Source organism: Serratia sp. AXJ-M, assembly GCF_046531865.1.
In the GTDB taxonomy this organism is placed as follows: Bacteria; Pseudomonadota; Gammaproteobacteria; order Enterobacterales; family Enterobacteriaceae; genus Serratia; species Serratia liquefaciens.
Map to the genome: position 1 here is coordinate 3,386,152 of NZ_CP059394.1, position 25,385 is coordinate 3,411,536.

Annotated in this window: 18 protein-coding genes and 4 pseudogenes; 10 read left to right on the forward strand and 12 right to left on the reverse strand. The window is 48.5% G+C overall.

The annotated features are described in order from the left end of the window. Positions 1 to 97 precede the first annotated feature (97 nt). The 3 genes from H0S68_RS15915 to H0S68_RS15925 all read left to right on the forward strand — a co-directional run bounded on the left by H0S68_RS15915 (position 98) and on the right by H0S68_RS15925 (position 3,122). Positions 98 to 1,969, forward strand: a complete 1,872-nt coding sequence (locus H0S68_RS15915) for a type IV secretory system conjugative DNA transfer family protein (protein ID WP_064793696.1) — start codon at positions 98 to 100, stop codon at positions 1,967 to 1,969. A gap of 11 nt (positions 1,970 to 1,980) precedes the next feature. Then, complete coding sequence (gene mobC, locus H0S68_RS15920) at positions 1,981 to 2,727, forward strand: MobC family replication-relaxation protein (protein WP_064793695.1); 747 nt, start codon at positions 1,981 to 1,983, stop codon at positions 2,725 to 2,727. Between the two features lie 107 nt (positions 2,728 to 2,834). Beyond that, positions 2,835 to 3,122, forward strand: a complete 288-nt coding sequence (locus H0S68_RS15925) for a hypothetical protein (RefSeq protein ID WP_064793694.1) — start codon at positions 2,835 to 2,837, stop codon at positions 3,120 to 3,122. Between the two features lie 163 nt (positions 3,123 to 3,285). On the opposite strand, the gene H0S68_RS15930 is transcribed toward H0S68_RS15925, so the two are convergent. The 7 genes and pseudogenes from H0S68_RS15930 to H0S68_RS15960 form a co-directional block, all read right to left on the reverse strand. After that, a complete protein-coding gene (locus H0S68_RS15930; protein ID WP_064793693.1) occupies positions 3,286 to 4,230 on the reverse strand; it encodes an ArdC family protein in 945 nt (314 codons plus the stop codon). A 162-nt stretch (positions 4,231 to 4,392) separates the two neighbouring features. After that, positions 4,393 to 5,513, reverse strand: a protein-coding gene (locus H0S68_RS15935; protein ID WP_089184586.1) for an IS3 family transposase whose coding sequence is annotated in 2 segments (ribosomal slippage) — positions 4,393 to 5,255 and positions 5,255 to 5,513 — 1,122 coding nt in all. Because the reading frame shifts where the segments join, the coding sequence is not laid out codon by codon here. A 396-nt stretch (positions 5,514 to 5,909) separates the two neighbouring features. Then, positions 5,910 to 6,359 (reverse strand): annotated as a pseudogene (locus tag H0S68_RS15940) (IS66 family transposase); the annotation flags it as partial. A gap of 359 nt (positions 6,360 to 6,718) precedes the next feature. Continuing rightward, the gene (locus H0S68_RS15945) at positions 6,719 to 8,536 is read right to left on the reverse strand and encodes a hypothetical protein (protein WP_227514810.1); all 1,818 of its coding nucleotides are present in this window, start codon (positions 8,534 to 8,536) and stop codon (positions 6,719 to 6,721) included. Positions 8,537 to 9,068: 532 nt separating this feature from the next. After that, the gene (locus H0S68_RS15950; RefSeq protein ID WP_064793691.1) at positions 9,069 to 11,012 is read right to left on the reverse strand and encodes a DUF3732 domain-containing protein; all 1,944 of its coding nucleotides are present in this window, start codon (positions 11,010 to 11,012) and stop codon (positions 9,069 to 9,071) included. Further along, positions 11,009 to 11,512, reverse strand: a complete 504-nt coding sequence (locus H0S68_RS15955; RefSeq protein ID WP_064793690.1) for a three component ABC system middle component — start codon at positions 11,510 to 11,512, stop codon at positions 11,009 to 11,011. The genes H0S68_RS15950 and H0S68_RS15955 overlap by 4 nt, the downstream gene beginning before the upstream one ends. Further along, complete coding sequence (locus tag H0S68_RS15960; protein ID WP_064793689.1) at positions 11,512 to 12,699, reverse strand: ABC-three component system protein; 1,188 nt, start codon at positions 12,697 to 12,699, stop codon at positions 11,512 to 11,514. Before H0S68_RS15960 ends, H0S68_RS15955 begins: the two co-directional genes overlap by 1 nt. Before the next feature lie 365 nt (positions 12,700 to 13,064). Between H0S68_RS15960 and H0S68_RS15965 the strand changes: the two genes are divergently transcribed. Both H0S68_RS15965 and H0S68_RS15970 read left to right on the forward strand, forming a co-directional pair. After that, positions 13,065 to 13,838 (forward strand): Hachiman antiphage defense system protein HamA, encoded by a 774-nt coding sequence (locus tag H0S68_RS15965; RefSeq protein ID WP_064793688.1) that lies wholly within the window; start codon positions 13,065 to 13,067, stop codon positions 13,836 to 13,838. Next, on the forward strand, positions 13,825 to 17,226 hold the full coding sequence (locus H0S68_RS15970) for a DEAD/DEAH box helicase (RefSeq protein ID WP_064793687.1): 3,402 nt from the start codon (positions 13,825 to 13,827) through the stop codon (positions 17,224 to 17,226). Before H0S68_RS15965 ends, H0S68_RS15970 begins: the two co-directional genes overlap by 14 nt. Before the next feature lie 24 nt (positions 17,227 to 17,250). On the opposite strand, the pseudogene H0S68_RS15975 reads toward H0S68_RS15970, so the two are convergent. Then, positions 17,251 to 17,514 (reverse strand): annotated as a pseudogene (locus H0S68_RS15975) (JAB domain-containing protein); the annotation flags it as partial. 393 nt (positions 17,515 to 17,907) lie between these two features. Between H0S68_RS15975 and H0S68_RS15980 the strand changes: the two are divergent. Next, positions 17,908 to 18,789: a hypothetical protein gene (locus tag H0S68_RS15980; RefSeq protein ID WP_064793685.1), complete on the forward strand. Its 882-nt coding sequence runs from the start codon at positions 17,908 to 17,910 to the stop codon at positions 18,787 to 18,789. A gap of 158 nt (positions 18,790 to 18,947) precedes the next feature. On the opposite strand, the pseudogene H0S68_RS15985 reads toward H0S68_RS15980, so the two are convergent. The 3 genes and pseudogenes from H0S68_RS15985 to H0S68_RS15995 form a co-directional block, all read right to left on the reverse strand. After that, positions 18,948 to 19,067, reverse strand: a pseudogene (locus H0S68_RS15985) (patatin); the annotation flags it as partial. Positions 19,068 to 19,422: 355 nt separating this feature from the next. Then, positions 19,423 to 19,534 (reverse strand): annotated as a pseudogene (locus H0S68_RS15990) (type II toxin-antitoxin system PemK/MazF family toxin); the annotation flags it as partial. Between the two features lie 144 nt (positions 19,535 to 19,678). Continuing rightward, complete coding sequence (locus H0S68_RS15995; RefSeq protein WP_128865676.1) at positions 19,679 to 19,882, reverse strand: transcriptional regulator; 204 nt, start codon at positions 19,880 to 19,882, stop codon at positions 19,679 to 19,681. A gap of 167 nt (positions 19,883 to 20,049) precedes the next feature. On the opposite strand from H0S68_RS15995, the gene H0S68_RS16000 reads away from it, so the two are divergent. From H0S68_RS16000 to H0S68_RS16010, 3 genes are all read left to right on the forward strand, one after another. After that, a complete protein-coding gene (locus tag H0S68_RS16000; protein ID WP_128865677.1) occupies positions 20,050 to 21,027 on the forward strand; it encodes a DUF1852 domain-containing protein in 978 nt (325 codons plus the stop codon). 27 nt (positions 21,028 to 21,054) lie between these two features. Then, positions 21,055 to 22,086: a methionine synthase gene (locus H0S68_RS16005; protein ID WP_046373150.1), complete on the forward strand. Its 1,032-nt coding sequence runs from the start codon at positions 21,055 to 21,057 to the stop codon at positions 22,084 to 22,086. Between the two features lie 593 nt (positions 22,087 to 22,679). Further along, the gene (locus H0S68_RS16010; RefSeq protein WP_410528835.1) at positions 22,680 to 23,279 is read left to right on the forward strand and encodes a hypothetical protein; all 600 of its coding nucleotides are present in this window, start codon (positions 22,680 to 22,682) and stop codon (positions 23,277 to 23,279) included. A 32-nt stretch (positions 23,280 to 23,311) separates the two neighbouring features. Here the strand turns inward: H0S68_RS16010 and H0S68_RS16015 are convergent, their stop codons facing one another. After that, entirely contained in the window at positions 23,312 to 24,244 is a 933-nt protein-coding gene (locus H0S68_RS16015; protein WP_115058490.1) for a LysR family transcriptional regulator, read from the reverse strand. Positions 24,245 to 24,388: 144 nt separating this feature from the next. Between H0S68_RS16015 and H0S68_RS16020 the strand changes: the two genes are divergently transcribed. Continuing rightward, entirely contained in the window at positions 24,389 to 25,276 is an 888-nt protein-coding gene (locus H0S68_RS16020) for an SDR family oxidoreductase (RefSeq protein WP_129982406.1), read from the forward strand. Positions 25,277 to 25,385 lie beyond the last annotated feature (109 nt).

Here is a 25,385-nt window from a genome sequence, read left to right on the forward strand (position 1 = left end):
TCTTTACCCCATACGCTCGCCCCGCCTTTTCGCCCAACACCGTGGGGCGAACTGATGGGGCGATGTCATGGGGCGAACTGCTGACGAAGGAGGCATCGTGATTTTGAATAAGCTGGCCGTTTCACTGTCGCCGATAGTGAATGGCGCGCTGAGCTTCATTGCTTTTATGCAACAGCATCAGCTGATGCTAGCGCTGTTATCGGGGCTGACGATGCCGTTTTTCGCGTCGATGAAAAGCGATGAACGGCAAAAAGCCCCGTTGTGGCAAAAGCTGATTATTGCTTTCTCCATAGTCTGTTTTCTTTGCGGTACGATGGGGCCGGTACTTATCTGGATTTTCCAGTGGCTTTATCGGGGCCGTGTTATCGCCAGCATTCCCGTTCTGGCATGGCCGGTGCTGATTACCTTTACCGTAACAGGTTTTATTTTCCATATTCTGCTGCGCAGGGTATTAACCCCTGAATTAGATAAAATAAAGAAACGCCTCGTCAGGAAAACCACGCTTGAACGGGAATTACGCACCGATGTCCGTACTGTGAAATCCCTGCTGCCGGAAACATTGCATTATGACCCGCTGGATTATATCGACCTGAACAAAGGGTTATTTATTGGCATGGACCGCGATATTCAGCCGATGTACCTGCCGTTAAAAGACTGGCAAAAACAACACGCGGATATCATCGGCACCACCGGCGCCGGTAAAGGCGTTGCCACCGGGATATTACTTTACCAAAGTATTCTGGCCGGTGAAGGCGTATTTGTTATGGACCCCAAGGATGATGAATGGGCACCACACCTTTACCGAAAAGCCTGTGAAGATGCAGGGAAGCCCTTTGCCTTAATTGACCTGAGGAAACAGGCATACCAGTTAAACCTGATTGAAGAGATCACCGCCGATGAACTGGAAGAGCTTTTTGTTGCTGGTTTCAGTCTGGCAGAGAAAGGTCAGGAGTCGGACTTTTATCGCATTGATGACCGGAAAGCGGCCCGGATAGCCGCGCAGTTTGTCACCCGTAATACTGCCTCAACCATTCGGGATGTGTATAACGGAGACTACGTTCAGGGCATTGCAGATAAGATAAAAGCCTTTTTCGGGAAAATTGAAGAGCTGGCCTTACTCAATGCCATTAATGCCCCCACCGGATTTTCGCTTAATACGATATTTGAGGAAGGTGGTTGCTGTTATGTGATTGGTTCAATGCGCAACAGCAAAATCATTACCGCGCAGCGCATGCTGCTGGTTCGCCTGTACCAGCTGGCAGAAAGGCGTGAGCGAGTGAAAGACGTGCCCCGCCCCATTGCTATTTATCTTTCGGAACTGAAATACCATTTATCCAGGCCCGCGCTGGAAGGTTTAGGCGCGGCACGCGATAAAGGCGTGCATATTATTATGGACCATCAGTCGATTGCCGATTTAAAAGATTGTCCGGCAGATTTGAAAGGTGACGCCGTTGTCGGTGCGGTGGTTGAGAACGCCAAATTCAAACTGGTTTACCGTGTCATGGACCCGGACACCGCGGAATGGGTAGCCAGGATGTCAGGCACCATATTAGTCGATGATGAGGTCCGCAAAGCGAAAACCGATGCCGTGCTGACAGAGACTATCGACGATGAACGCACCATCAGGCAGGCCGAGCGTTTCTTTACCGACAGCAATATGATCTTGAACCTACCCGATTTTGTCAGCTTCATCTTTACGACAAAAGCACTCCCGGCTGCTTCGCTGATTTCGCCCATCAGGGTGAAAAAACGCGAACTGGAGATCAGTGCAGTGTCGCCCGCGATTGCCGCCAGCGCCGCAACGGTAAACATCACCCTGGATTTTAACGAGGAGGAAACCTCCCCCCGACCGTCATCAACGCCGGATATCACCAAAACTCGGCCTGATCTTTTTTTTGATACGGACGAAAAAGATACAACAACACCGATTGCCGATAAAGAGGATAACCCGTCATTGCTGGATTTTTAAAGGGGGGAATGATGCTGATCACCGCATACCGCGAACGCCAGACGCGACACCGCGAAAAAATACAAAAACTGCTGAATTTCCTGAAAGAAGAGACGTACAGTGACTTTAAAACACTGATGCTTCTCTTCGGCTTCAGGGATCATAAATCGCTGTATTCCCTGCTTTCAAAAGTCGAGGGCATGGGGTTAATACAAAAGCACGTCCTGGTATCACGCACGATGAAAATTTCATTGTGGGGCATTACCAGTGACGGGATAGCCGTTGTGTTAACACCCGACGATGCACTTTTCCCGGCGCGGTTTGAGCCGTCAAAAGTTACCGGCTGGACGCTGGAGCATCACCTCGATAATCAGGTCGCCCGGATCACCCTTGAGCAAAAAGGCGCATCCGGGTGGATCAACGGCGATCGCACAACCTTCCTCAGTCGTTACCAGGTCAGTCACCGGCCGGATGGGCTGATCACCTTTCCCGGCGGCACCGTGATCGCCATAGAGACCGAGCGCCGCCTAAAAACTAAAGCCCGTTATCAGTCGATCATCGCCAGCCATTTACTGGCCCGGACCCGTAAAGACTGGATTTACGTTTTCTATATCGTGCCGGATCCGCAGAAAAAGCGCGGTCTTGAACGGTTGTTTGACAGCATCCGGCACGTCATCGTTAACCACCAGCACATCCCGCTGGAAACCCGCCACCGAAATGTCTTCCGCATCTACACGCTCGACGAGTTGCAACGGCTGGATTTAGGCAACTTCATATAGTTGTTCTGTTTCACCAACTGCCCCAACCAGCCCACCAGCAGTGCAACGACCAGAAGTAATGCCCTACCGAAATACTCCCCCATCATCAGAATAGACAGGAGTCCAGAATGAACAGAGAAACTGACCGACTTTCGGACGTACTAACCGAAATGAGCGCAAAAGCGCTGGTCACATGGATGACGCATTCCGCATTGCGGGACATACCGCGCGAAGCATTATTGGAACGCGGCAACGATTTTGTATATGCCCTGCACGCAAATTTTGTGCTGCTACGTGATCTTCTGTCAGAAACGCTGGAAGATATTGAGCAGCAAAGTCATGGCCTCGAAGAAAGACTAGATTGCCTGGAGCAGCGGCTGCAGACGCTCCAGGCAGTTACTGATAACAGAGAATAGCTGCCCGTTCAGTCCTATCCGTGTGGCTTGCTTTATTCCACTGTAGTGACATGACTGTTCGGTGCTCGCCTGGCTGCGCTCCGCCTCACTCATGTCTCTACAGCGTTACTGGTCAAGCCTATCCCTGCACACAAAGCCGCATTCCTTTGCGGCCACTTCCTGCTCAGATTTTATCAATTAAATAACGATGCGCTTTCGATGCCGCGCTGGCGGCCTTGAAAATATAGCGTTTGTCGTTCTTCAGTGCTTTCAGCCAGGAAGCAATATAACTTTCATGCTGAACCTCTCCGACAATCCCCAGGTCCGCCATCAGGAACGCGCTTCCCAGTTCGGCGATCAACTCCTCAAAAGCATAATCCTCACTGCCAAACTTCCCTCTCATTTCTCGGTTCAGCCGACTTTTGGCCCCGCTCCAGTGAACCAGCTCATGCAGGCCCGTAGCGTAGAAATTGGCAGCATCGCTAAAAAGACGACGTTCCGGTAAATGGATTTCATCGGTTGACGGTGCGAAAAAGGCGTTTTGTCCCTTCTCAATGATGGTTGCACCACTGTTACGGAAAAGCGCTTCCGCACGCGGTAACGACTCAAAGGTCTCTGCCGGGCAAACTGCTTTGTCACTCAGAGGCAAACCGTCAATTTGCCCAACATTAAACACGGTAAAAGTTTTCAGCATCGGGATATAGTCAGTTTCTCCTTCGTTATTTTCCCTTTCCAACATGGTATAGAAAATAGCTGTTGTGCCGTGTTCTCCCTTACGTACCTGCCCGCCTTCCGTTTTTGCCTGTTTGTAGGTCATCCAACGCGAATCATTGAATCCCTGTTCTGACGCACTGCACCACAACAACATGATATTCATTCCACTGTAACCCATACCAGTTGCGTAATTGGACGGTAAACCCGACATACCAGGGGTACGCTGCCACGGACACGCCCAGGGTTTAACACCAGTTTCCAGTGCCGCAATGATGCTGTCAGTGACGGTCTGATAAATATCAGTTTTGGTTTTGGAAAATTTCGTTTTTGAGGAGCCTGACGGGTCCAGCGGGGATACGCTGGTCGCTGCTGCGGTGTTAGGGGCGCTAGCCTGGGTATGCAGGGAAATAGTCATGATTTTTTCTCCGTCAGTGGTGTGATTTTCGTCTTCGAATCGCCTGACGGTTCGCTTTCCCGACATCGTTCCGGCCCGCAAGGGCGCAGAATGCGTGCTATTTACCCTTGCGGGACGGGTTGTGTTGGGAAACTGACCTGCCCCCAGGATTAGATACAACCTTCAGTTAGTAATGTCGGTTTGTTTACCTTCACATTTTCCATTTCGCCACCGTGCTGCAAACTCTGATGGCGTCTGATAATTCAGTGCCGAATGTGGACGACACTCGTTATAATCCTGCCGCCAGTCATTAATGATTTTCCTGGCGTGAACGATATCGCTGAACCAGTGCTCATTCAGACATTCATCGCGAAATCGTCCGTTAAAGCTCTCAATAAATCCGTTCTGCGTTGGCTTGCCCGGCTGGATTAGGCGCAACTCAACACCATGCTCAAAGGCCCATTGATCCAGTGCGCGGCAAGTGAACTCCGGCCCCTGGTCAGTTCTGATCGACGCCGGATAGCCTCGAAACAGTGCAATGCTGTCCAGAATACGCGTGACCTGAACGCCTGAAATCCCGAATGCGGTGGTAATTGTCAGACACTCCTTCGTGAAGTCGTCCACACAGGTCAGGCACTTGATCCTGCGACCGGCTGCCAGCGCGTCCATGACGAAATCCATCGACCAGGTCAGGTTGGGCGCCGCCGGGCGGAGCAGCGGCAGACGTTCCGTTGCCAGTCCTTTACGACGTCGTCTGCGTTTTACGCCCAACCCGCTGAGATGATAAAGGCGGTACACGCGCTTGTGATTAATATGAAGGCCTTCACGGCGCAGTAACTGCCAGATACGGCGGTAGCCAAAACGCCTGCGCTCAAGTGCCAGCTCAATAATGCGCCCTGATAAATGCGCATCAGCTGCCAGACGCTGAGCCTCGTAGCGGCAGGTCGACAGAGACAAGCCTGTAAGCCTGCAGGCACGACGTTGCGACAGACCGGTCGCATCACACATAAACTCAACGGCTTCCCGCTTCTGGTCTGTCGTCAGTACTTTCGCCCCAGAGCCACCTGAAGTGCCTCCTTATCCAGCATGGCTTCGGCAAGCAGCTTCTTAAGTCTGGCGTTCTCTTCCTCAAGCGACTTCAGGCGCTTAACTTCAGGCACTTCCATACCGCCATACTTCTTGCGCCAGGTGTAAAAGGTGGCGTCGGAAATGGCGTGCTTACGGCAGAGCTCACGGGCAGAAACCCCGGCTTCAGCCTCGCGGAGAATACTGATGATCTGTTCGTCGGAAAAACGCTTCTTCATGGGGATGTCCTCATGTGGCTTATGAAGACATTACTAACATCGGGGTGTGTTAATCAACGGGGAGCAGGTCAAAACGATTAGCCGGAAGCTGATACGGGAACGAAAAGCACACGGAAGGAAAAGATATGACCTACATAGCCGGGCGTAGCGCCCCTTGGTTCGCAGCGGTGAAATGGGTTGAAGGTTGTGATTTAGAAAATGAATTTCACTGTATAACTTCAGACCTGATGTAGCAGTGTTCTGAGGTAGAACACATTCAAGTCTGACACTCATCTTTAACGAAAGCGGACGTTAGAGAGTACACACTAGGCATAAAGCTACGCCACAAGGGTATATCTCTTGAAGAAAAATGGAATGACTATATCGATAAGCGTTAAGTGAACGCCGTATTGACGGTTATTTATCGGTGAGAACCACGTTCCATGGCAGCAATTCGGCCACTTTATTTGTAGACGCCTTCGGCAGTACGCCAGGATATGGTGCAGATAAGCCTCAGGGTCAATACATTGAGTTTGCACGTGCCTATCAGCCCATAAAGCAGTGCGCCGCGCTCACCGCCATTGTCACTACCGAAGAATATATAATTCTTTTCCCCAGACAGACCTCTCTCAGCGCCCGCTCCGCATCATCATTATCAGGTTCCACCGGCCCGTCATCGCAGTAATAACACAGAGCACCCCACTGATTGAACGCATAAGCGAACGCCACCCCCAACCGGGATTTCTACGACAGTGTCGCGCTTTTCTCTATCAACCACTTATGCAGCGAAGCCAACTGCGGTTTGCTCGGGGATTGCCTGGCAGCTAGGCGCTCTGATGCCGGGAGCCCGCGTATTTCTGGCCTCAGCCTTATTTAAGGTCATGATAAAATCCCACATATTCAAGTGCTGACTTTTCAAGGGATTATCCTATAGGATCAGTTGCCTTCCTGTTGGCGCGTAACTTAAAGCTCATCAATTCAGCTTATGAGTTTTTTATTATTTATTCTCATAGCTCTGCGATTGATACCTGATCAAAAGAGTAGTATCAATTGTCTCCTTCTAAATAAAGCATGCTGTATAGAGCTTGAAATTTAATCTATTGAGATTGGATACATAGAGTTTGATGCACCTTTCAAACAAATTCCAAACCTCCAATCGATAGTATAAATTAGGAATATTCATCGGTATTGTTTTGAGAGGTTTTCTACCCCTCTCAAAATGTTTTCTAGTTATCGCAATAAATAATTGGAACAGCATTAGCCTCTTTTACAGCATGAGAAAAAGAAGACAAGATCCATAGCAGTTGAATCACATGAGGCTTAACCGGTTTTTTTCTTCGCAAATTAATGAACTCGCGTTCTATCTCTTTTTTGGATAAAAATGAACAGCTAAGAATGCATTTTCTATGCAATTTAACATCCTTAAAAAGGTCGTCAAGGTATTTTTTAATGTTTTTAGTGTCACCTTTTCTTACCTTTTTTATCTTGGTTGACACTGACTTTTTATTGTAAACTCCAGTATAGTTTTTATTAAATTTTGTTTTTAATTTAACAGTAAAATCAGCAGTGTTAAAATACATATATCCAAGATTTTTTATACCCTGACCAACAACGTCATGAAGTTTACTTGCTGATGTGCTTTTGTCACCATGCTTTGAATGAATGAAACAAATGCATGAATCCGCTTTATTAAATGTGATATGGTCTGCCCATTCATTCCCTAAGTCATCGCAAAAAATGTAATCATCCCCACTATGAATGTTTTCCACCACATCAAACATGGAATCATTAGAGAACTTATCCATTCCTTTTAAAAGCAAACCTTTCTCACTTAAAACGTTTTTTATATTAGCTTTAGGGACAAGCATTTCTAATATGCTATTGATTTCCGATATGCCTGAAGAGTCTTCGAAACAATTACCCATAAAATACATATAGCATGGGTCAGTAAACGTAATGCTGTAGAAACCATTTTTAAAGATAAAACTTTGCAAAGTTATATCTTTAGAGTTGTACGAAACTTTTATTTTTTTTAGAACAGTAGAGTCAATCGTTAGTGTTTTGTTGTTTTTTCGTACCTTAGCCTTACCAAGCGGCACTTGAATAGTCAAGTCAGGTTTTATTTCATAAACTTTTTCAAGTTTATGAAGCAACCGATTTACTTGTATTTCATTTAGAATGCAATCGGATCCATCAGGCAATTTGTATTTTAGTATGGCGCCTTCCGATTGTAACTTTTCATATAATGAAGTACTTTCTATTAATAAGGCACTTGGCACAGTAGAGCTTAAAACCTCACTTAAATCTTTTTGTTTTGCAAAAGAATTGAGGAAGTCCTTAACCCCTCCACCTTGCCTTATCAGACAAAGTTGATTATAAGACCATGTCGCAATTTCATCGAAATTAACTCTCTGTGACGCCTCTACCAATCGTCCTGAACCAGAGATTGTCTTAATTATTGCACCTTGCCTAAGTTTTAAGTAGTAAGGTATTGACCTGCCAGCAGCATGAGTAGAGTAAGAACCTTTAAGATCTGCTGATTCTGCAGATCTATTTCTGATTGCCTTATCTGAATTAGTTATTGTTCTTGTGGATATTTTTTGGAATAAAACATCAGAATCATTAAAGGTGCTAGCCAATAAATTACTCGATACTAAATTAAAACTTCTTTCAATATCATCTGAAATATTTGCACAGCTTTTCTTTATTATTGCCACACTATTATCAAACTCAAGAATTAATATAAAAGCATAAATTTTATCTTGGTAGTTCTCTCCGCCCTCGATCTCCCCAATAAAATACACTGGCTTGAGTGTTGGGAAGATTCGCAATGAATATTTATACGGGATATCATTTTCAATTAATCTTTTTTCAATTCTAAATTCCTCTAATAGGTAATCACTACCAGGTTCAATATTGTCATCTGCAGCATCCAAAATATTAGTTATTTCAACGTCTGTTATTGTTCTGTTTCGATTGTCTTCTGGTATTATTAAGTTATAGAATTGAATGTTTTTTGTAAGTTCTAATCTATCAATCATCATAAAACTCCTGTTAGTATTTGGCACATTTTCATGATTGTACATTCCCTTATAAATCACACCATTAATATCTATCTATCATAAGGTTGAACAGGCGAATCGCTAATGGAAGATTACTCTTACCGACGAGGTTCTCGCCCAACAAGACTATGTTGCCCGTCAGAGGGATATTAACTGTCTCAAAATCACGAAAGTTGAGTATCTTTAAATTTGCAAAACACATAACAACCCCTATAAATCAACCTATCAAATCTAGCCATCATATTTTTACTAAATTTATTGCTTTGGCACAGCACTGCAGCAAGTTATAGTTAATGCCTCAATTGGATTTATGTTCCAGCGTTCACATTCTCATGCAGAGCCAAACCTTATCTTCTCCAGACCTACTTACAAATCTTTCGCCTGCCTAGACGTCGTTGTTCCAGTTAAACCTTCATTACTTCAGTCACCGGATAGTAGCTATCCCCGCCAACATAGCACAGTGTTCTTACGCTCAGAAATAAGTGCGCTGTAGGCTCAAATTTGCGTCTTGCCATTATTTCTGGGGTGTTATCCAGCTTGTTGGAATAAGTTTTACGCCATTACGCCAGCGATCAGAGACTGCAGCCTGAAACCAGTCATCTTTAAGGTCTGCATGGTCCATAACTATTATCTGTAAATCAGGGGCGAGCGTTTTAGCAGCGTGGTTGATTAGGCTGAACAGCCGATTTACAGCGTTCTGATCTTCATTCTTCAGAGCGTCAATAGACCCATCATTATCTTTTTCAGGTGGATAATGCGCCTGCGATGGCTGGTCGAGAATTAGAAATCCTGGCACGGGGCGTTTTTTTTGACGGAACCAGCGATGAAGGGCCAGATGAGCCAAAATATGGTAGCCGACCCAATTTTCCCCGCTGCCCATACGGAAAAGTGGTACCGGTCCGTCCAAGGTATCTGCCACAACGGTGAGTTTGCGAATATCTAGACGCAGGTTGCTTCCCTGATGTTCTAGATCGAGAAGTTCCGAATATTCAGTCATATAACGGCCGATTATATTGAGGAAGGCCGCAAGTTTCTCTCGTACAGCAGTCGGATCCAATTTTTTTTCAAGGAAACTTACAGTCAATTGCTGATTTTCTAACCGGGTGCGAAGACCCGAATACTGCTCTGCATCGCTGACAGTTTCAAGATACTGTGCGATTTTCCCCAGAGTCCGCGCCTGCAGCATAAAGTTTTCCTGCTGTACTCGCAGATATTCAGCTTGTTGGATGCAATCACTGATTTTTTTCTGATTCTCTCGAAGATTATTGAGGAGAGTATTTTCCTGTATTTGGAGGGCTGCTAAGCGCTTCTGGAGCCTTGGATTTTCTGCTTCTACCGCCTCAAGTTGTCGGCTCAATTCACTGAGTGAATGGTTGAGTTGAGCAACAGAAGGAGGAACGTTTTCGAGGTGACTTTCGCAAAGAGGACAAAGCTGCGATACCTCTGAGGACTTTATCAAATTCACTACGCTGAGTCTTGCACGCTGCTCCCGCGCCTCTCGCTCATAGCCGGTTGATTCTGAGGTAAACGCCCGCGTTTCACGAATCTCGCTATTCAGTCTCTCAAGCTCAGTACGCATCCCTTGACGTTCTGAGCGCAGTCGCATCAATATGTCATCATGATCACTTACTACAACTGCATCTGAAAATACTCCTCGCTCGCTCAAGCTTTGGAGCAGAGTCATGCAGGCCTCATAGTTTACAACTACGGTTCGATCGTCGGTAAGCCCTGCCATTTTAGCTTCTTCAAGAAGAGCTTTTGCACGCGGAAATGTGGCGTCATCCAGCGATTCAGCTTCCCGTACCAACCTTTCAAGCTGACGCAGTAGTTTTCGCGCATCGTCCAATTGGGCTTGCTGTAAGAGCCGCTCTTCATCCATTGCGCCAAGAAAATAAGGAAAGGTGTCCCGGATAGCCTGCGCTATAAAACCATCATCTTGGCGATGAAACAGACGCTGTTTGTTATCAATATCGTTCTGATCCTGGAAACAAAAAAGAAGCGAGTGGCGGAAATTTGCCTCCAGAGAGGGTCGCGTAGGACTCGGGGGACGGTGTTCGTTTTCATTAATGCCGATTGCCGTTCCCAGAAATTTCTCCACAGCGTTGACTGTAGTGTTTTTGTGGAGAGTTGCGCCATCGGGAATCGACAGGGAGCTCCCGCGGGCAATATAGATGTCGCCGTGAGACTGTGTACCGGCATCTGGATTGCGTCGCGCGATAAAGATTTGGCTATCATTCAGTTGAAAAAGGATCCCATACCATTGTGTACATTTGCGGATAACGCCATCGGCTACGTAACATTCGCTTCGCCCGGTAACGTAATCAATAATATCAATTATTGCTGATTTACCCGTTTTGGATGCGCCGGTCAAGATGTTCAGTTGACCGGGATGAAGGGTGATTTCACGACGTTCTCCCCCGTGGTTGTAAATCACAAGGCTGGCTATCTGAAGACTCATGGCGCTATCCCCCATGCAGCATAAATAGTCGCTGTTGTACCAGCTGCTGCGAGCCAACGCCCCAGAAATGCCGCACGCTCAATGCATTCTCCGGCTTCCTGAGTAAACAGCGGCGTTCGTTTTTCTGAAGGTGAGAGCAGTTTAGCTCCTTTCTTTAAGTCACCATTTTCATCCAAGCAAAGAGCGCTTTGCCTTGTGCCAAATAATATGCTCTCACGGGTAATACCGTTTAGCCGCCTGACTCTGTCGGGGAAATTAATCATCGTATCTCGGTTGTCCTGGCACCATGCCATTAGTGACGTTACGGTTGTAGCAGGCAGAGCCTTGCGTGTTTTCTGATGAAGAATTATCGGAAGGATTATAAAGGCTAGTGCAAAGGGTAAAGAGCAACCGGTCTTTTTATTGAATTCTGACGATGTATTGGCTATAAGCAATACGCAGAAAGCTGGGTTGAAGAGGTAGCTCTCCTCGATGGGACGGGAAGACCAAGGCTCCATCATCAATCCTCTCCTTTCTGTTCATCACTATTATTCTGCATGAAGTCAGGGTGCCACCCCACTGCGTATCGGTTAGCCAAAATATGGTAGCTTCCGTGGGTAAGAAACCGCTCTCGTAGGCTGCGGAGAGGAAAACATGCCTGCTGTTCTGCCCATGTGAACAGGTCCTTTCCAGAACGTATACGATCGGACTCATCACTATCAGGTAATAAATCGTCTTTCTGTGCGGCGAATCGTGGTTGCCAAGCCTCTATCAGGTCTTGCTCGAACGTTTTAAGCTCATCATTAAGCAATAATTCTTCTCTTACCCATTTTGAGCGTTGCTCTGAAGCTCGGTAATAATCACGGATGGCATACTCAATACGGGCCGAACCGAGATTTATCTTACGCAATTGATTGACAAAGGGTCGACTATCTAGCTGAGCGATCACTTCTTGAGGAGGAGAAAATGACCGAAAATCTACAGGTAATGAGGAACGTCGAAACTCCTCTCGCAGTTCATCAATGCGGGATTCAATAGCCAGCACTGGGATGCTGCCCACCTCATTGCCGCTGAGCATACGTATCACTTGGTCGAACCACCAGCCTTCTAAACGCTCGGTGAAAATTTCGATATGCTGTCTTCCTACAGCACGGTGCAACTGCCGGTAAATATCTTCTTTAACATCAGTAATCGAAGGAGATCTATCAAGTACATATATTGATCTTAACAGAGCAAATCGAGCCTCCTCCGGTAAGAGCTTATAGGCGTTGAAAGCTTCTTGTAGCGCGCGGTTATTTGAACTGTTTGCAGTCGTGAGTAACAAAAAATCGGCTTGAGCCTCGTTACGACTTTCTGTTCGTAATAGAAAAGATGCCGAATTCGAAGGTGCCAAACCAGTTGTTATTAGGAAGTGACGAGTTCTTGAGAAACCGCCACTATCGGTGGCTACACTTTTTATCCAGATGAGTAGCGTTTTCCAAAGGTCAGCGCTGCTGTCAGTCAGCTTTCCAGTTTTGGCTTTATGATGTTTGGTCTGGATAAGATGAATCGGTAAGCCGTTTGCCTCAAAAGCTATATCATCAAACTTTTCAATTGAAATCCTGAACTCTGGTGAATCCAGAGTAGCTTCCAGTCCTTTTAGCAATGCGTAGCGACACTGATACAGATAGCCAGTGGCCGACGCGCTGGCCTCATGCGCGTTACTCATCCCGTCACTCCGTTAATTTATCGATAATATTTTCTAACTGAAATCCAATCAATTTACTACTGTCAACACCCAAGATTCTGAAAAATATTTTATGAGTGGTGACCTGCTCCCCGTTGATTAGTACACCCCGATGTTAGTAATGTCTTCATAAGCCACATGAGGGCATCCCCATGAAGAAGCGTTTTTCCAACCAACAGATCATTAGTATTCTCCGCGAGGCTGAAGCCGGGGTAACGTCGAAGAACTTAAAGTGATGACGTGAGGCAACTTTTGGGTTGGAAGAAAATTGCAGCTTGCGGCCGTCGCACTGAGGGTTTAATCCACCTCTCTCAGAAAGACCTGGCATAAGAATACGGAGCTTTTGAATGCTATATCCACGTTGGTGCGACATAACTATCCAAGAGCAAGACAACAAGCAGCTATGGCGCTTGTCCGAACGCGATGGAGGAAGGGCTGCTATCGAAGCTACCCTAACTACTCGGATCCGAGCTCACTACGACAATTTGGACGAAATAGCTGAAGACGTCCGTGAGTTGGGATATCCAGGCGCGGCTGCAATTTTGGCTGAGCGCATGCCGCGCTCCACCCGAGCACGTTCGGGAGAGCTTGGCGAGATCCTCGCGTCCGAGTTGGTCGAAGAACATCTTGAATTCGAGGTTCCGATCCGTCGCCTGCGATACAAGGATGGTCGAGAGATGGCGCTGCGCGGCGACGATTTCGTCGGTCTAAAGCTCGATGACCAACAAAATTTGCACTACTTAAAAGGCGAGTCTAAGAGTCGTGCAAACCTTGCCAACGCCACCATCTCTGAGGCGCGAAAAGCACTGTCCAGAGACGATGGCAGACCTACGGCAACATCCCTTCTCTTCGTCGCGGATCGACTCATGGAGGGTGAAGGCGAACGACGGCAGATAGGTAGACGGATTCGTAATGAAGTCGCCAGTCGAGCTGCGCCCCAAGGGCGAACCAGTCACATGCTGTTCACCTTGTCGGGCAACGCCACGCCTCAGGCACTGTACGACGATCTCGCAGCGGCGGATCTGGTTCGTCCCCATCTTTCTGCAAATTTGCGCATAGAAGACCATCAGGCCTTCATTCTGGCCTGCTACGAGAGGGCTCTGGCACTTGGAAACGATTGAAGAATTGACTGCATTCCTGCTCGACATCACACAAGACGGATATCGAGGTCGCCTGCAGGCCCGGGGTCAAGCAAGGGCTCTTATTCGCCATGAAGGAAACTTGCCACCAGACGCTCCAGCCTTCAGCGAAGGGCTCGACTCCGATCTTGCGGACTATGGCTTCTCAGTACTACGTGTTTCCTTGGCGCTACGCGAGCTTGGAGGCGATGCAGTGACTTGGCGAAAAGGCTTCGTACAGGCAGGTGGGGCTTTTGAGGCATTGGTTCAGAACGGGTCACAGGCCGACGCATCTCGAGGGTTCTATCGAACAATGGGGGCTGCTTCCTATCACTTGGCCAACTACTCTGCGCTGGCATTTTCGCTTCTGTCGCAATTACAGGCCGATCAGAATCGTTCGCCTGCCGAGGATGCGCTCGCGCTCCTAATCGTGCGTGATCTTCAAGGCCTGGTTCAACGTGCGAGGGATTGGCTTAGCAGCCCAGCGAACCGAGATGAGGGAATCGCCAGAGCTGCGGCCGAGGGAGCGCTTGACCCCGACGATATCGTTTCGCGTGTAGCGACGTCGACAATGTTCAGAGCATTGGTGTTCTTTGAGTTTGCCCTGCAAACCGGCCAAGAGTCCCTCGTTGTAGAAGCTCGCAACCTGCTGAGACGGGCGATTTCGTTGACCGGAGCGGCCAGCGCGGTGTCACTCTGGTGGATTCTTCGAATCACCGTGAACCTGATAGATGATCTTTGGGCAAGCAGTCTGCACAAGGTTCTGCCCTCCGAAGGGCCACTTGGCTCGCAAGACTACGCACAACTTCGGAAGCTTTTTGTCTCTGAGTTGTACTGCAGGAGGTCATCTGAGGTCGAATTGTGGCCTTCTCAACTTCTGGCGGCACAGCGAGCCGTCGATGTCTCCGACGACCTAGTGGTCGCGCTCCCCACGAGCGCGGGCAAGACACGGATTGCAGAGATCGCTGTGTTGATGGCCCTGGCGTGTGGTAAACGCGTTTTGATAGTCACACCACTCAGGGCTCTGTCCGCTCAGACCGAGCGCTCCTTCCGCAAGACATTCACACCTCTTGGATTTTCTGTCTCGTCGCTGTATGGAAGCAGCGGTGTAGCAGGAAATGACGAGGATGCGCTGCGGGAACAGAACATCGTCATAGCCACCCCAGAAAAGTTGGATTTTGCTTTGCGGAACGACCCCGACATCATCAATGATGTCGGCTTGATCGTCCTAGACGAAGGACATCTGATTGGCCCAAGTGAACGCGAGATCCGCTATGAGAATCTGGTGCAACGGTTGCTGCGGCGCACTGACCATGGCGACCGACGGATCGTTTGTCTTTCGGCAATTCTACCGGCAGGCGATCAGCTCAACGATCTGACTGCGTGGATTCGCAGTGATGCGCCTGGCGATCCGATCCAGTCCAGTTGGCGCCCTACGCGTCAGCGCTTTGGCACTCTGTCTTGGCTCGGAAATTCTGCGCGGCTGAGCTTCGACCTTGAGCCAGATGGCCCTTTCATTCGACACTTTGTGCCAGAGGTCCCACCCATTCGCCCTCGTCGAAAGGCGTTTCCAAAGGACAACAAGGAGCTAACTCTCGCAGCGGCATGGAAGTTCTCTGAGCAAGGAAAGAGAGCTCTCGTATTTTGCACCCAACGAGATCATGTTGAAGGATTTGCCGAGACTGCCCTGGACCTGCAGCGACGAGGCTTTCTGCCATCTCTGCTTGCCAACGCCCAAGAGGTTGAACGTGCCATGTCCGTAGGTAGGGAGTGGCTAGGCGCCGAACATCCTGCAGTACGCTGTCTGGCCATCGGCGTTGCGATTCATCATGGTCGTCTTCCCGGCCCCTTCCTGCGGGAAGTGGAGACACTACTTGCCGCAGGCGTTCTACGCGTTACCGTGGCATCACCCACCTTGGCGCAGGGACTGAACCTCAATGCAGCGGTACTCCTGATCCCAAATCTGTACAGGGCGGGCACTCTGATCACGGGTGAGGAGTTTGCCAACGTTGCGGGCCGCGCCGGGCGCGCATTCGTGGATCTCGAAGGACTCGTGATCCACGTAATGCATCAGCCAGAAAATTGGCGCCACCAGCGATGGAGAGAGTTGGTCACGTCGGCCAAGACTCGGTCACTTTCAAGCGGCATCATTGTCGTGGTAAACGAGGTCATACGTCGCCTCTCGACGTCGGGTGTTTTTGCGCGTGGGGATGCCATGGACTACCTGTCTAGCACGCAAGATGCTTGGTTCCCGGACGCTGTAGATGGTGAGATGGAGTCAGACTCAATGGAGAGCCTCATCGAGCGGTTGGATACAACCGTCCTTGGGCTCGTCGAAGCGCTTGACGCGCAAAGTGCGGATCTACCAAGGCTGCTCGATGAAGCCCTTGCGGGTTCACTTTGGGCAAGGCAAATCGCTCACCTTGACGGCGTCGAAAAGCAGAAGCAAGTGTGGATTCTCCTCAGTAGAGCACAGCTCATTTGGAACAAAACAACGGTCGAGCAACGCAAAGGTCAGTTCGCGATGGGAGTGGGCCTAGAATCGGGCCTTGCCATCGACGCGTTGGCTGTCGAGCTGACTGTGCTTCTTGACCGTGGCGATGCAGCCGCCCTCGCCAGTGACGCAGATGCCCTGATCGCTGCTCTCATTGGAATGGGAGAGCGGCTTCTTGCGATCCGTCCCTTCGTTCCAGATGACCCACTGCCGGCGAACTGGAGAGACTTGCTGGGAGCTTGGGTGCGAGGGCAAGACGTAGCGGCCATCGGCCAAGAGGGAATGCGCTTCGTGGACGACGCATTTGTCTATCGCCTGGTTTGGGCGATTGAAGCCATCCGGATGAATCGGCGCATCAATGGAGACGAATCAGAACTACCCGTCGAAGGAGCTGCTGCCGCCTGCCTGGAAGCTGGACTACCGTCCAACGCCATGGCCATGCTTGTTCGGGCCGGACTGCCCTCGCGGGTGGCCGCCAAGACAGCCGTGGAGCAGCTCGCGCCCTGCTTCACAAATCGCGCGGAAATGAAAACCTGGTTACGATCGGAAGAAGTAGCAGGCTTCGACCATGTTCCTGGATGGCCCACGCTTGAGACTCATGCAATCTGGCAGCAGTTTCGGCACGACGTTGTGTCAAGCGTAGATGGCAGGTGGGCGTCGCAGGAGTGGACCATGCAATGGGCAACAGACTCAACAGTGCCTCTGCGTATTGAAGTTGATCCGCAAGATGGACAAGTGTCGATCGCGACGCCAGATTTTTCACAGCTCACAACAATCAGACAGAGGCTTCAGGCGGAACTACCGAGCCTGCTTGAAGTTGAATCTCTACAGAACGGAACGAGTGTCACCATCCGCCGTATTGGAAAAGGCGAGGCGCGTTGGGTGGATAAGGACTGATAGCTTTTTTGTGTAGATGGTACGTCAAATCAGCCACTGCTCCGAAAACGACACGGAGCCTGCTCCGGCCACATTGACCTGATCCTGCATACGCACCTCAACTAGCCCCAGGGCTTCCTTGACCACTTCACGCGGATACACCGATGCACTGTCGATGGTGCCGTGGAACATCTCCCGGTACTTGATCAGCCGGTGGCGCGTATCCAGAAACAGCACCGCAAAGACTTCATGCTCAAAGCCTACCAGCTCGCTGCGCAGGTATTCCTTGACCAGCGCCGTGGAACTAAAACGGGTGTACTTAAACTCTGACTAACAAAAGATTTGTATGCTCAAGATAGATTGCATGTACAGCATAAGTGGTCAGTTTGGGGGGCTTGACAGAAAGGGATTTGCGATTTAGCTTAATTATCAGCCAATTAATGGCAAAGGCGATCCCAGTCAAAGGAGCCGTATTTAAGAAGAGTCCGCTTAAGGATACTTAAGCAGGATTTTTTGCTGTTCTGCGTTCTGTATACCCGTTAACAAGACGATACCCCTATCACACTCTTGGTAAAATGGCGGACATCAGTGACCAATCATTGCTTTTGTCTCAACACCACAATGTTAGGATCATTGGCGCAAATTTAAGTATTCCCCTCTTATCTAAGGTTTTTTTATGTTTTACAGACATGGAGTCACAGTATGATGCAAAAACATTTTGACATTGTTCAGGCTATTATCGGTAACTGCTTTATGAACAATATGGCAAACAATAGATTTTTATACAGCAAGACGAATGGTAGCTCAACTACAAAATACCCATTAAACTGCATAGGTTTTTTCTCATGGAATAGCAGTTTGCAAAATAATTACACAAAATTTGTCTTATTTCCTATTTTCTTTGATTATCTGGATAGCTATGTTGATCTTCGTTTTGACTGTGTCAACGAAAGCTTCAACAAAAAAATCCTCATTCTCGAATCCAATATTGATAAAGATTCAATTGATGATTTGTTCCTTCATACGCTGTACAAAATGTGTTCTCAGATTAGAAATAAAATGCTTCACCATCGGCTCAACTATAACGGTGCCGAAGTGACAGCCAGCGAGACCACTGTCACCATTCCGCAGTTTAGAGTTATCAATGAACTGATTTACCAATATGTAAAATTCTCAAAGACCGGTAATTCACTCTTTGAAAAAAACGCTCTCTATTCCGGGTTAGTTGATATTCTTAAAAAAAATAACGATAGTGAACATGAGTTTGTTCAACGAGTAGAGTTGATGTCCGACTACTTGTTCATAACCCCCTATGAAGCTCGCGATTTGCACACTATCAACGCCCCCATGACTTCCACTGACCTCATTATCGATCGAGTCTCTTATCCTGCAAAATGTTTCTACGATGACAATGAAATATTTAAGGAAAAATATCCAGATCCTGAAGAAAAAATCATCATTGGAAATCGTTATTATTTTTTCCAAATGGAAGACAAATTATACTTAGTACCTTCGGAAGCGGTAGACCATCGCAAAAAGATCACTTTCGGTGAGATTGATGCCTGGGAGTTTCAAACACAGTAACCTTTCTACATGCCCGATGCACGAGTGTATCGGGTACTTCAGCGTGAGCCAGTGCATCCGGGTTATGCTCGCAGGAAGAGATACAAAGAGTGCAGTCGGTGAAAATGTGGAAACAAAGCATCACCTATTACGATACATACACTGACTTTATGAGTAACATCAGGAAAATCAAACTTCATGTCCCTGAAAACTTCCAGCAGACCGATATAGCTGGGGTTGTTAGCGACCAAACCACCATCCGCAAAATAAGTGTGGAGATCTTCACAATAGGTTGGTGATTTGTTTTGATTTGGTGATTGATCTGATCGCACAATCCGGGCTGGGTTCCCTCAAAGTGATCTACTATTCCGCGCAGCTATTTAGTCGATGTTGAGCAGGTCATTAATATGCGGCGTTCATGGTCAGAGAAACCAACTCGATAGCCGACTGGCGAGAGGCCATTTTATGGTCTGTTGCACTTCAGCACTTGGTGGTCATTCTGGTGGTCTTGACAACAAGAGCTTTCAGGTTTAGCTTATTTATTAGCCAGTTACTGGCAAAGGCGATCCCAGTCAGAGGAGCCATATTAAAGACGCCCGCTTAAGGAAACTTAAGCGGGCGTTTTGCTTTTGTTTTTCTATTTAATTTAAAGCTTCAGCTCAGAATAGCTTCCAGCCTGCCCAGCACCTCATTCATGATACTGTCAGGTATACGTTCCAGTCGTTTGCCGCTACGAGCCCCCCAGATCAATGGTTCTGGGCTGGTCGCTATTTTTAGTCGGACTCCGATGGCATTTGCCTTAACGTGACGAGGCGTACGATAGAAAATTATTCTCATCATTCAAATGATTATGACAATCAGATAAACAAAATGCGGCGCAGATTCCGGATCATGCTGCGCCGGGAATATCTCAGCGATAACGCGAAGGCCTGATTTGCTCTGGTGCGATACCGAGCGCTTCGGCAATCAGCACCCTCACCTCGTCTTTATCCCCTTCCCATTGGCCTGTTCTGTTGACCGTTTCTGCCCGCAGGATGCCGCTGCGGATCGGTAAGCCCAGGGGGTTGGCAACTCTGCCGATACCCGCCGCTGTCAGATCATGAAGATAGCTCATGTGGTAATGAAATTTAGTCGCTTTCACTCATCCGATGGCTCTGGCATAAAATATGCAACATTAACTTATTGACAACATGAAGACTGATGAGTGAACAAACCAGTAACTTCTACGAAATCAAGAAGCCAATTCAGTTTTCATCTCAGAACTTAGGGTGCAACATCGCGATGAGCAGAGACTTTACATTTACGATTAAGCGCAGCCTTTTCGATGAGGATTATAACCCCTCTGAAAACACGCGTATTACCACCAATTTTGCCAATTTGGCCAGAGGAAAAAATCGCCAGGAGAATCTGCGCAACACATTGGTAATGATTGATAATCGTTTCAATACGTTAGCGCATTGGGACAACCCAAAAGGCGATCGTTACTCTGTCGAGCTTGAAATTATTTCTGTCGAGATGAGTGTTGAAGGCAATGGCAATACCTTCCCAGTGATTGAAATATTAAAAACCAACATTATTGATAAAAAAACTCACCAGCGGATTGAAGGCATTGTCGGGAATAATTTCTCTTCTTATGTGCGAGATTATGACTTCAGTGTATTGCTGCTGGAACACAACAAAAACCAACCTGGGTTTAGCATACCAGATGATTTTGGCGACCTGCACGGCAACATATTTAAGTATTTCGTCAACTCAACGGAGTACAAACAGAATTTTAAAAAGTCACCGGTCATCTGCTTAAGCGTCTCAAGTAAAGACACTTATCAGCGGACGGGTAACCAACACCCTGTATTGGGCATAGAATATCAGCAAAATGACTCCTCTTTGACTGAGAAGTATTTCGAAAAAATGGGATTACAGGTTCGCTACTTTATGCCGAAAAATAGCGTTGCGCCTTTGGCCTTTTATTTCTCCGGCGATTTGCTCAGTGATTACACTGATATTGAGCTTATCAGTACCATCAGCACGATGGAGACTTTCCAAAAAATTTATCGGCCTGAGATTTACAATGCGAACTCTGCCGCAGGGCAATATTATCAGCCAAGCCTGAATCAGCAGGATCATTCATTGACAAAAATTGTTTATGACCGAGAAGAACGCAGCCAGTTGGCTATTGAGCAGGGGAAATTTACTGAAGAGCATTTCATCAAACCCTACAAGAATATTCTTGAGCAATGGTCTGCTCACTACGCTCTTTGATTAATCGAAAATAAAAGGTCATTTATTATGAAAATTTTGCTCCCAACTTCTACTGCCGGCAGTTTGCCGAAACCTTCCTGGCTTGCACAACCAGAGACACTTTGGTCACCGTGGAAACTGCAAGATGAGGAATTAATTGAGGGAAAACAAGATGCCCTGCGCTTGTCCCTGGATGATCAACTGCGTGCAGGCATTGATATTGTCAGCGATGGCGAGCAAACGCGCCAACACTTTGTCACTACGTTTATCGAACACCTGAGCGGCGTTGATTTCGAGAAGCGTGAGGTGGTTAAAATCCGTAATCGCTACGATGCGAGCGTACCAACCGTGGTTGGCGCTGTGGCGCGTCAAAAACCCGTTTTTGTGGAAGATGCCAAGTTTTTACGTCAGTTGACCAAGCAACCCATCAAATGGGCCCTGCCAGGCCCGATGACCATGATCGATACGCTTTATGATAACCACTATAAGAGCCGCGAAAAACTGGCCTGGGAATTTGCCAAGATCCTCAATCAGGAAGCCAAAGAATTAGAGGCTGCGGGCGTCGATATTATCCAGTTTGATGAACCCGCCTTTAACGTTTTTTTTGATGAGGTGAATGATTGGGGGATCGCCGCACTGGAAAGAGCCATTGAAGGGCTTAAATGTGAAACAGCGGTACACATCTGCTACGGCTATGGCATCAAGGCTAATACGGATTGGAAGAAGACGCTGGGATCAGAGTGGAGACAATACGAAGAAGCGTTCCCCAAACTGCAAACGTCGAATATCGATATCATCTCGCTGGAATGTCATAACTCGCATGTTCCTATGGATCTGCTTGAACTGATCCGCGGTAAAAAAGTGATGGTCGGGGCCATTGACGTGGCGACCAACAGCATAGAAACTCCGGAGGAAGTGGCCAATACATTGCGGAAAGCCCTTCAGTTTGTCGATGCCGACAAACTCTACCCTTCGACCAACTGCGGCATGGCGCCTTTATCGCGTCGGGTAGCCACAGGCAAACTCAATGCCTTAAGCGCAGGTGCAGAGATCATCCGCAGAGAGCTTTCAGCAAAGTAACTTCGCCCAATATCCTGCTTTCGGCGGATAAATGTGCGAAGTGGTAAACCCTATTTGAGCCCGCTCAGGGAAACTTGAGCGGGCTTCTCGCATTTTTATCCGCCAACGTTGCTACGCGTTGCATCAGTTTGCGCAGTGCTGCGCCTTTTAGTCTTTTCTCCACGCGACACACGTTCATCACTTAACTTCCCCCTCACTATCGCCAGTAGAGTAAGCGCTATGAAATTTTTCAGACACCTTGTGCGTACGCCAATTTTCGTACAATATGCGGAGATAAGATGGGATTCAGGGACGTAAAAAAGCTCGCTATACGCTGTCTTCAGCAAGGCGCGTATGACCATGAGGTACGTGGCAACATCGATGTCAAGAATCTGTTCGCCACTGGTCAGGTTGATAAAAACGAGGTAATCGAACTTATCAGGAAAACTTCCGGAGACGCATATCAGTGCCGTCCACATCATCAGGATGCCGCTACTGACGTTCACATTCTTCAACCCTGGAAGTCCGGTTGCTGCTGGTACGTAAAATTTTATTTTATGGAACCCGACGTCATCTTTATCAGCGTGCACCAATAAATCGACAAGGAGTTCAAAGTGAAAATTGTTAAAGAAGGCGATACGCGTGCCGTTCTGTGTCACCACTGCGGGAAATCTATCGCGACTTATCGTTTACGCGATGTGGACTTCAGCGATCGGCGTGGCACGGTGAAGAATATTCTGGCCGCGGTCTGTAACCAGTGCGACTCCGTGGTCAGTGTCCCTGCCCAATCCACACCGCAAATTAAAAGCGAGTTTGAACAAAGCAAGTCGGCGCTGGAAGTCCGGGTTCCGGCGCACTATCTCGATATTCTTAACGTCGCCACGCAGAAAATAGATGCTTCACTGGGCGAAGATTTTCATAAGACGCTGATCCTGTATTACCTTCATGCGCTGACCACCGGCTACTATCATCAGGAAGGACTGAAAGCGCTGTTAGGCAGCGAGCTGGCAAATGCCAAGGCATCCAAACGGCTGTCGATGAAAGTCACTAAAAAACAGCTGGCTGAAGTCAATAGCCTAATGGAACAACAGAACCTGATGCGAAGCTCCGACGTAGTCAAAGCGGTGATCCTGAAAGTTTTTCAGGATATCGTGCAGGAGAAAAATCTGGGCGTGTTGCCGGAATTGCGCAACCTCGCCGCCGCCATTTCCTGAGAATGTTTCTGTCGCTGAGTGCCTAACGAACCTCAGGTGCGCTCTGTCATGCTGCCATCGGGCCCCAGGTTGTCAGTCAGGATCTTCAATAACGCGCGAACTTTCGGCAGCGCCTGCCGGCTCTTGAGCCAGGCCAGATTAATCGGTAATCCATCGGTTGCCAGATGAGGCAATACCTCCACCAGCGAACCCTCTGCAAGCTGCCGTTTCACCAACCAGGTAGGCAACTGCGCTATGCCGTGCCCGGCCAAAACCGCGGTAAGCTGCCCTTCTGCATCGCCGATAGCCACCCGCGCCGGTAACACCCTTTTCTCGCTGTTATTCGCCTGCACGCCGGCAAAATGCCAGGGGGTGAGCATACCGTTGCCTTCGCCGTAAACCACGCAGCTGTGATTATCCAAATCCTGTTCGTTGTTCGGCACGCCGCGCTTTTTCACATAGGCCGGTGAAGCGCAAAAAATATGCCGCTGCGCCCCCAGATAACAGTGTCCTAAAGTATTCGGCCAAATATCCGCGCCGCCGATACGCACAATAATATCGATCCCCTCTATCGCAGGATCGACAAAGCGGTCGGAAAACGAAATATGCGGCATTAACAGCGGATGATGCTCAATCAGCTTGAGGATCACCGGTAAAGCATGCAGACGACCATAGGCGGCAGGAAGATCGATACGCACCCTTCCCCGTGGCTCGGCATTTTCAGCCTGCATGGCAAGCTCCGCCTCTTCCAGCTCGCCCAATACGCTGGTGCAGGTGCGGTAAAAGGTTTCCCCCGCGTCGGTCAGTGAGAGACGCCGCGTGGTCCGGTTAAACAAGCGAACCTGCAGCCGGCTTTCAAGACGGGCAATGCCTTTGCTGATGGCGGAACCGGTCAAATTCAGGCGTTCTGCGGCGGCCGTAAAGCTGCCCAGATCGGCTACGCAGACAAACAGATCGATACCTTTGAGTCGTTCGGAAGAAAACATAGTCCGTCACCATTAATGAATTTAATTCCATAAACTCGGTAATTTATAGCCTAAATAGGAAATTTATTCCCCGTAAACTCGATCTGGTAATACATCCTCAGGGCCAGGCCCGATTCAACCACAGACCATGACAAGAGTTTATTGATGAGCATAAACAAACCAAGGGTGCTGATTACCGGCGCCACCGGCCAGATAGGCGGCGATACTTTGCGTAACCTGCAGGCAGACACCACCATTGCCCTGGTGGCGGCGGTACGCTCCCCGAAAAAAGCCGAGCCTTTTACCGCTCAGGGCATCAACACCGTCATTATGGATTTTGATCAAGAAGAAACGCTGGCGCCGGCGCTGCAGGGTATTGACCGCGCCTTTCTGGCGACCGGCTATACCGTCGACATGCTGCGCCAGAGCAAGGTGTTTCTCGATAAGGCGAAACAGGCCGGGGTGCAGCATATTGTGCACCTCGGTGCTTGTGGCCGCGACGACACCACCATTGCTCACTGGGCCTGGCATCAATTGATCGAACGTTATATTGAGGCATTGGGTTTCAGCTTTACGCATTTGCGGCCGGAGTGCTTTATGCAAAATCTGATCGGCTACGGTGGCATTCCCGCGGTGGTCAACGGCGTCATTCAGCAATACACCGGTGATGCTCCCTTCAGTTGGGTCGACGGCGAAGACGTCGCGCTGGCGGCAGCCTGTTCACTGCTGCACCCTGAACAGCATGCGGGCAAAACCTATCGACTGGGTTATGACGCCAAATCCTATGGCGAGATTGCGGCCATGTTGACGGAAATACTGGGCCAGCCATTTCGCTATGAAGCGCTCGATTACCGGATTTTCCTGGAGAACATGCGGCAATCTGGCGCCGAAATGGCTTATATGAACTGCGTTGGCGACAATCTGCGCCGCATTGCCGAACGCGATATTCCCGGCGTTGAAGAAACCTTTGACAACTTCCCGACAATTGCCGGCAAAGAGCCGGTTCGTTGGCCAGAGTTTATCCGCAAACATCGGGCCGCTTTCGCCTATTAATTCCTTTTTTATCTGGCCCGTTTGGGGAAAACCAGGCGGGCTTTAGCTTTACATCTGCCCTGCGCCACTTAGGCTCACCATCAGAAAAATTTTTTAAATATAAATTTAT

Coding starts and splice junctions, on each gene's coding strand:
- H0S68_RS15945 (WP_227514810.1), bottom strand. CDS start 8,536: ATGATGATTGATAGATTAGAACTTACAAAAAACATTCAATTCTATAAC.
- H0S68_RS16020 (WP_129982406.1), top strand. CDS start 24,389: ATGAGCATAAACAAACCAAGGGTGCTGATTACCGGCGCCACCGGCCAG.
- H0S68_RS16005 (WP_046373150.1), top strand. CDS start 21,055: ATGAAAATTTTGCTCCCAACTTCTACTGCCGGCAGTTTGCCGAAACCT.
- H0S68_RS15925 (WP_064793694.1), top strand. CDS start 2,835: ATGAACAGAGAAACTGACCGACTTTCGGACGTACTAACCGAAATGAGC.
- H0S68_RS15995 (WP_128865676.1), bottom strand. CDS start 19,882: ATGAGCTATCTTCATGATCTGACAGCGGCGGGTATCGGCAGAGTTGCC.
- H0S68_RS15965 (WP_064793688.1), top strand. CDS start 13,065: ATGCTATATCCACGTTGGTGCGACATAACTATCCAAGAGCAAGACAAC.
- H0S68_RS15955 (WP_064793690.1), bottom strand. CDS start 11,512: ATGATGGAGCCTTGGTCTTCCCGTCCCATCGAGGAGAGCTACCTCTTC.
- mobC (WP_064793695.1), top strand. CDS start 1,981: ATGCTGATCACCGCATACCGCGAACGCCAGACGCGACACCGCGAAAAA.
- H0S68_RS15960 (WP_064793689.1), bottom strand. CDS start 12,699: ATGAGTAACGCGCATGAGGCCAGCGCGTCGGCCACTGGCTATCTGTAT.
- H0S68_RS15980 (WP_064793685.1), top strand. CDS start 17,908: ATGATGCAAAAACATTTTGACATTGTTCAGGCTATTATCGGTAACTGC.
- H0S68_RS15930 (WP_064793693.1), bottom strand. CDS start 4,230: ATGACTATTTCCCTGCATACCCAGGCTAGCGCCCCTAACACCGCAGCA.
- H0S68_RS16000 (WP_128865677.1), top strand. CDS start 20,050: ATGAGCAGAGACTTTACATTTACGATTAAGCGCAGCCTTTTCGATGAG.
- H0S68_RS15950 (WP_064793691.1), bottom strand. CDS start 11,012: ATGAGTCTTCAGATAGCCAGCCTTGTGATTTACAACCACGGGGGAGAA.
- H0S68_RS16015 (WP_115058490.1), bottom strand. CDS start 24,244: ATGTTTTCTTCCGAACGACTCAAAGGTATCGATCTGTTTGTCTGCGTA.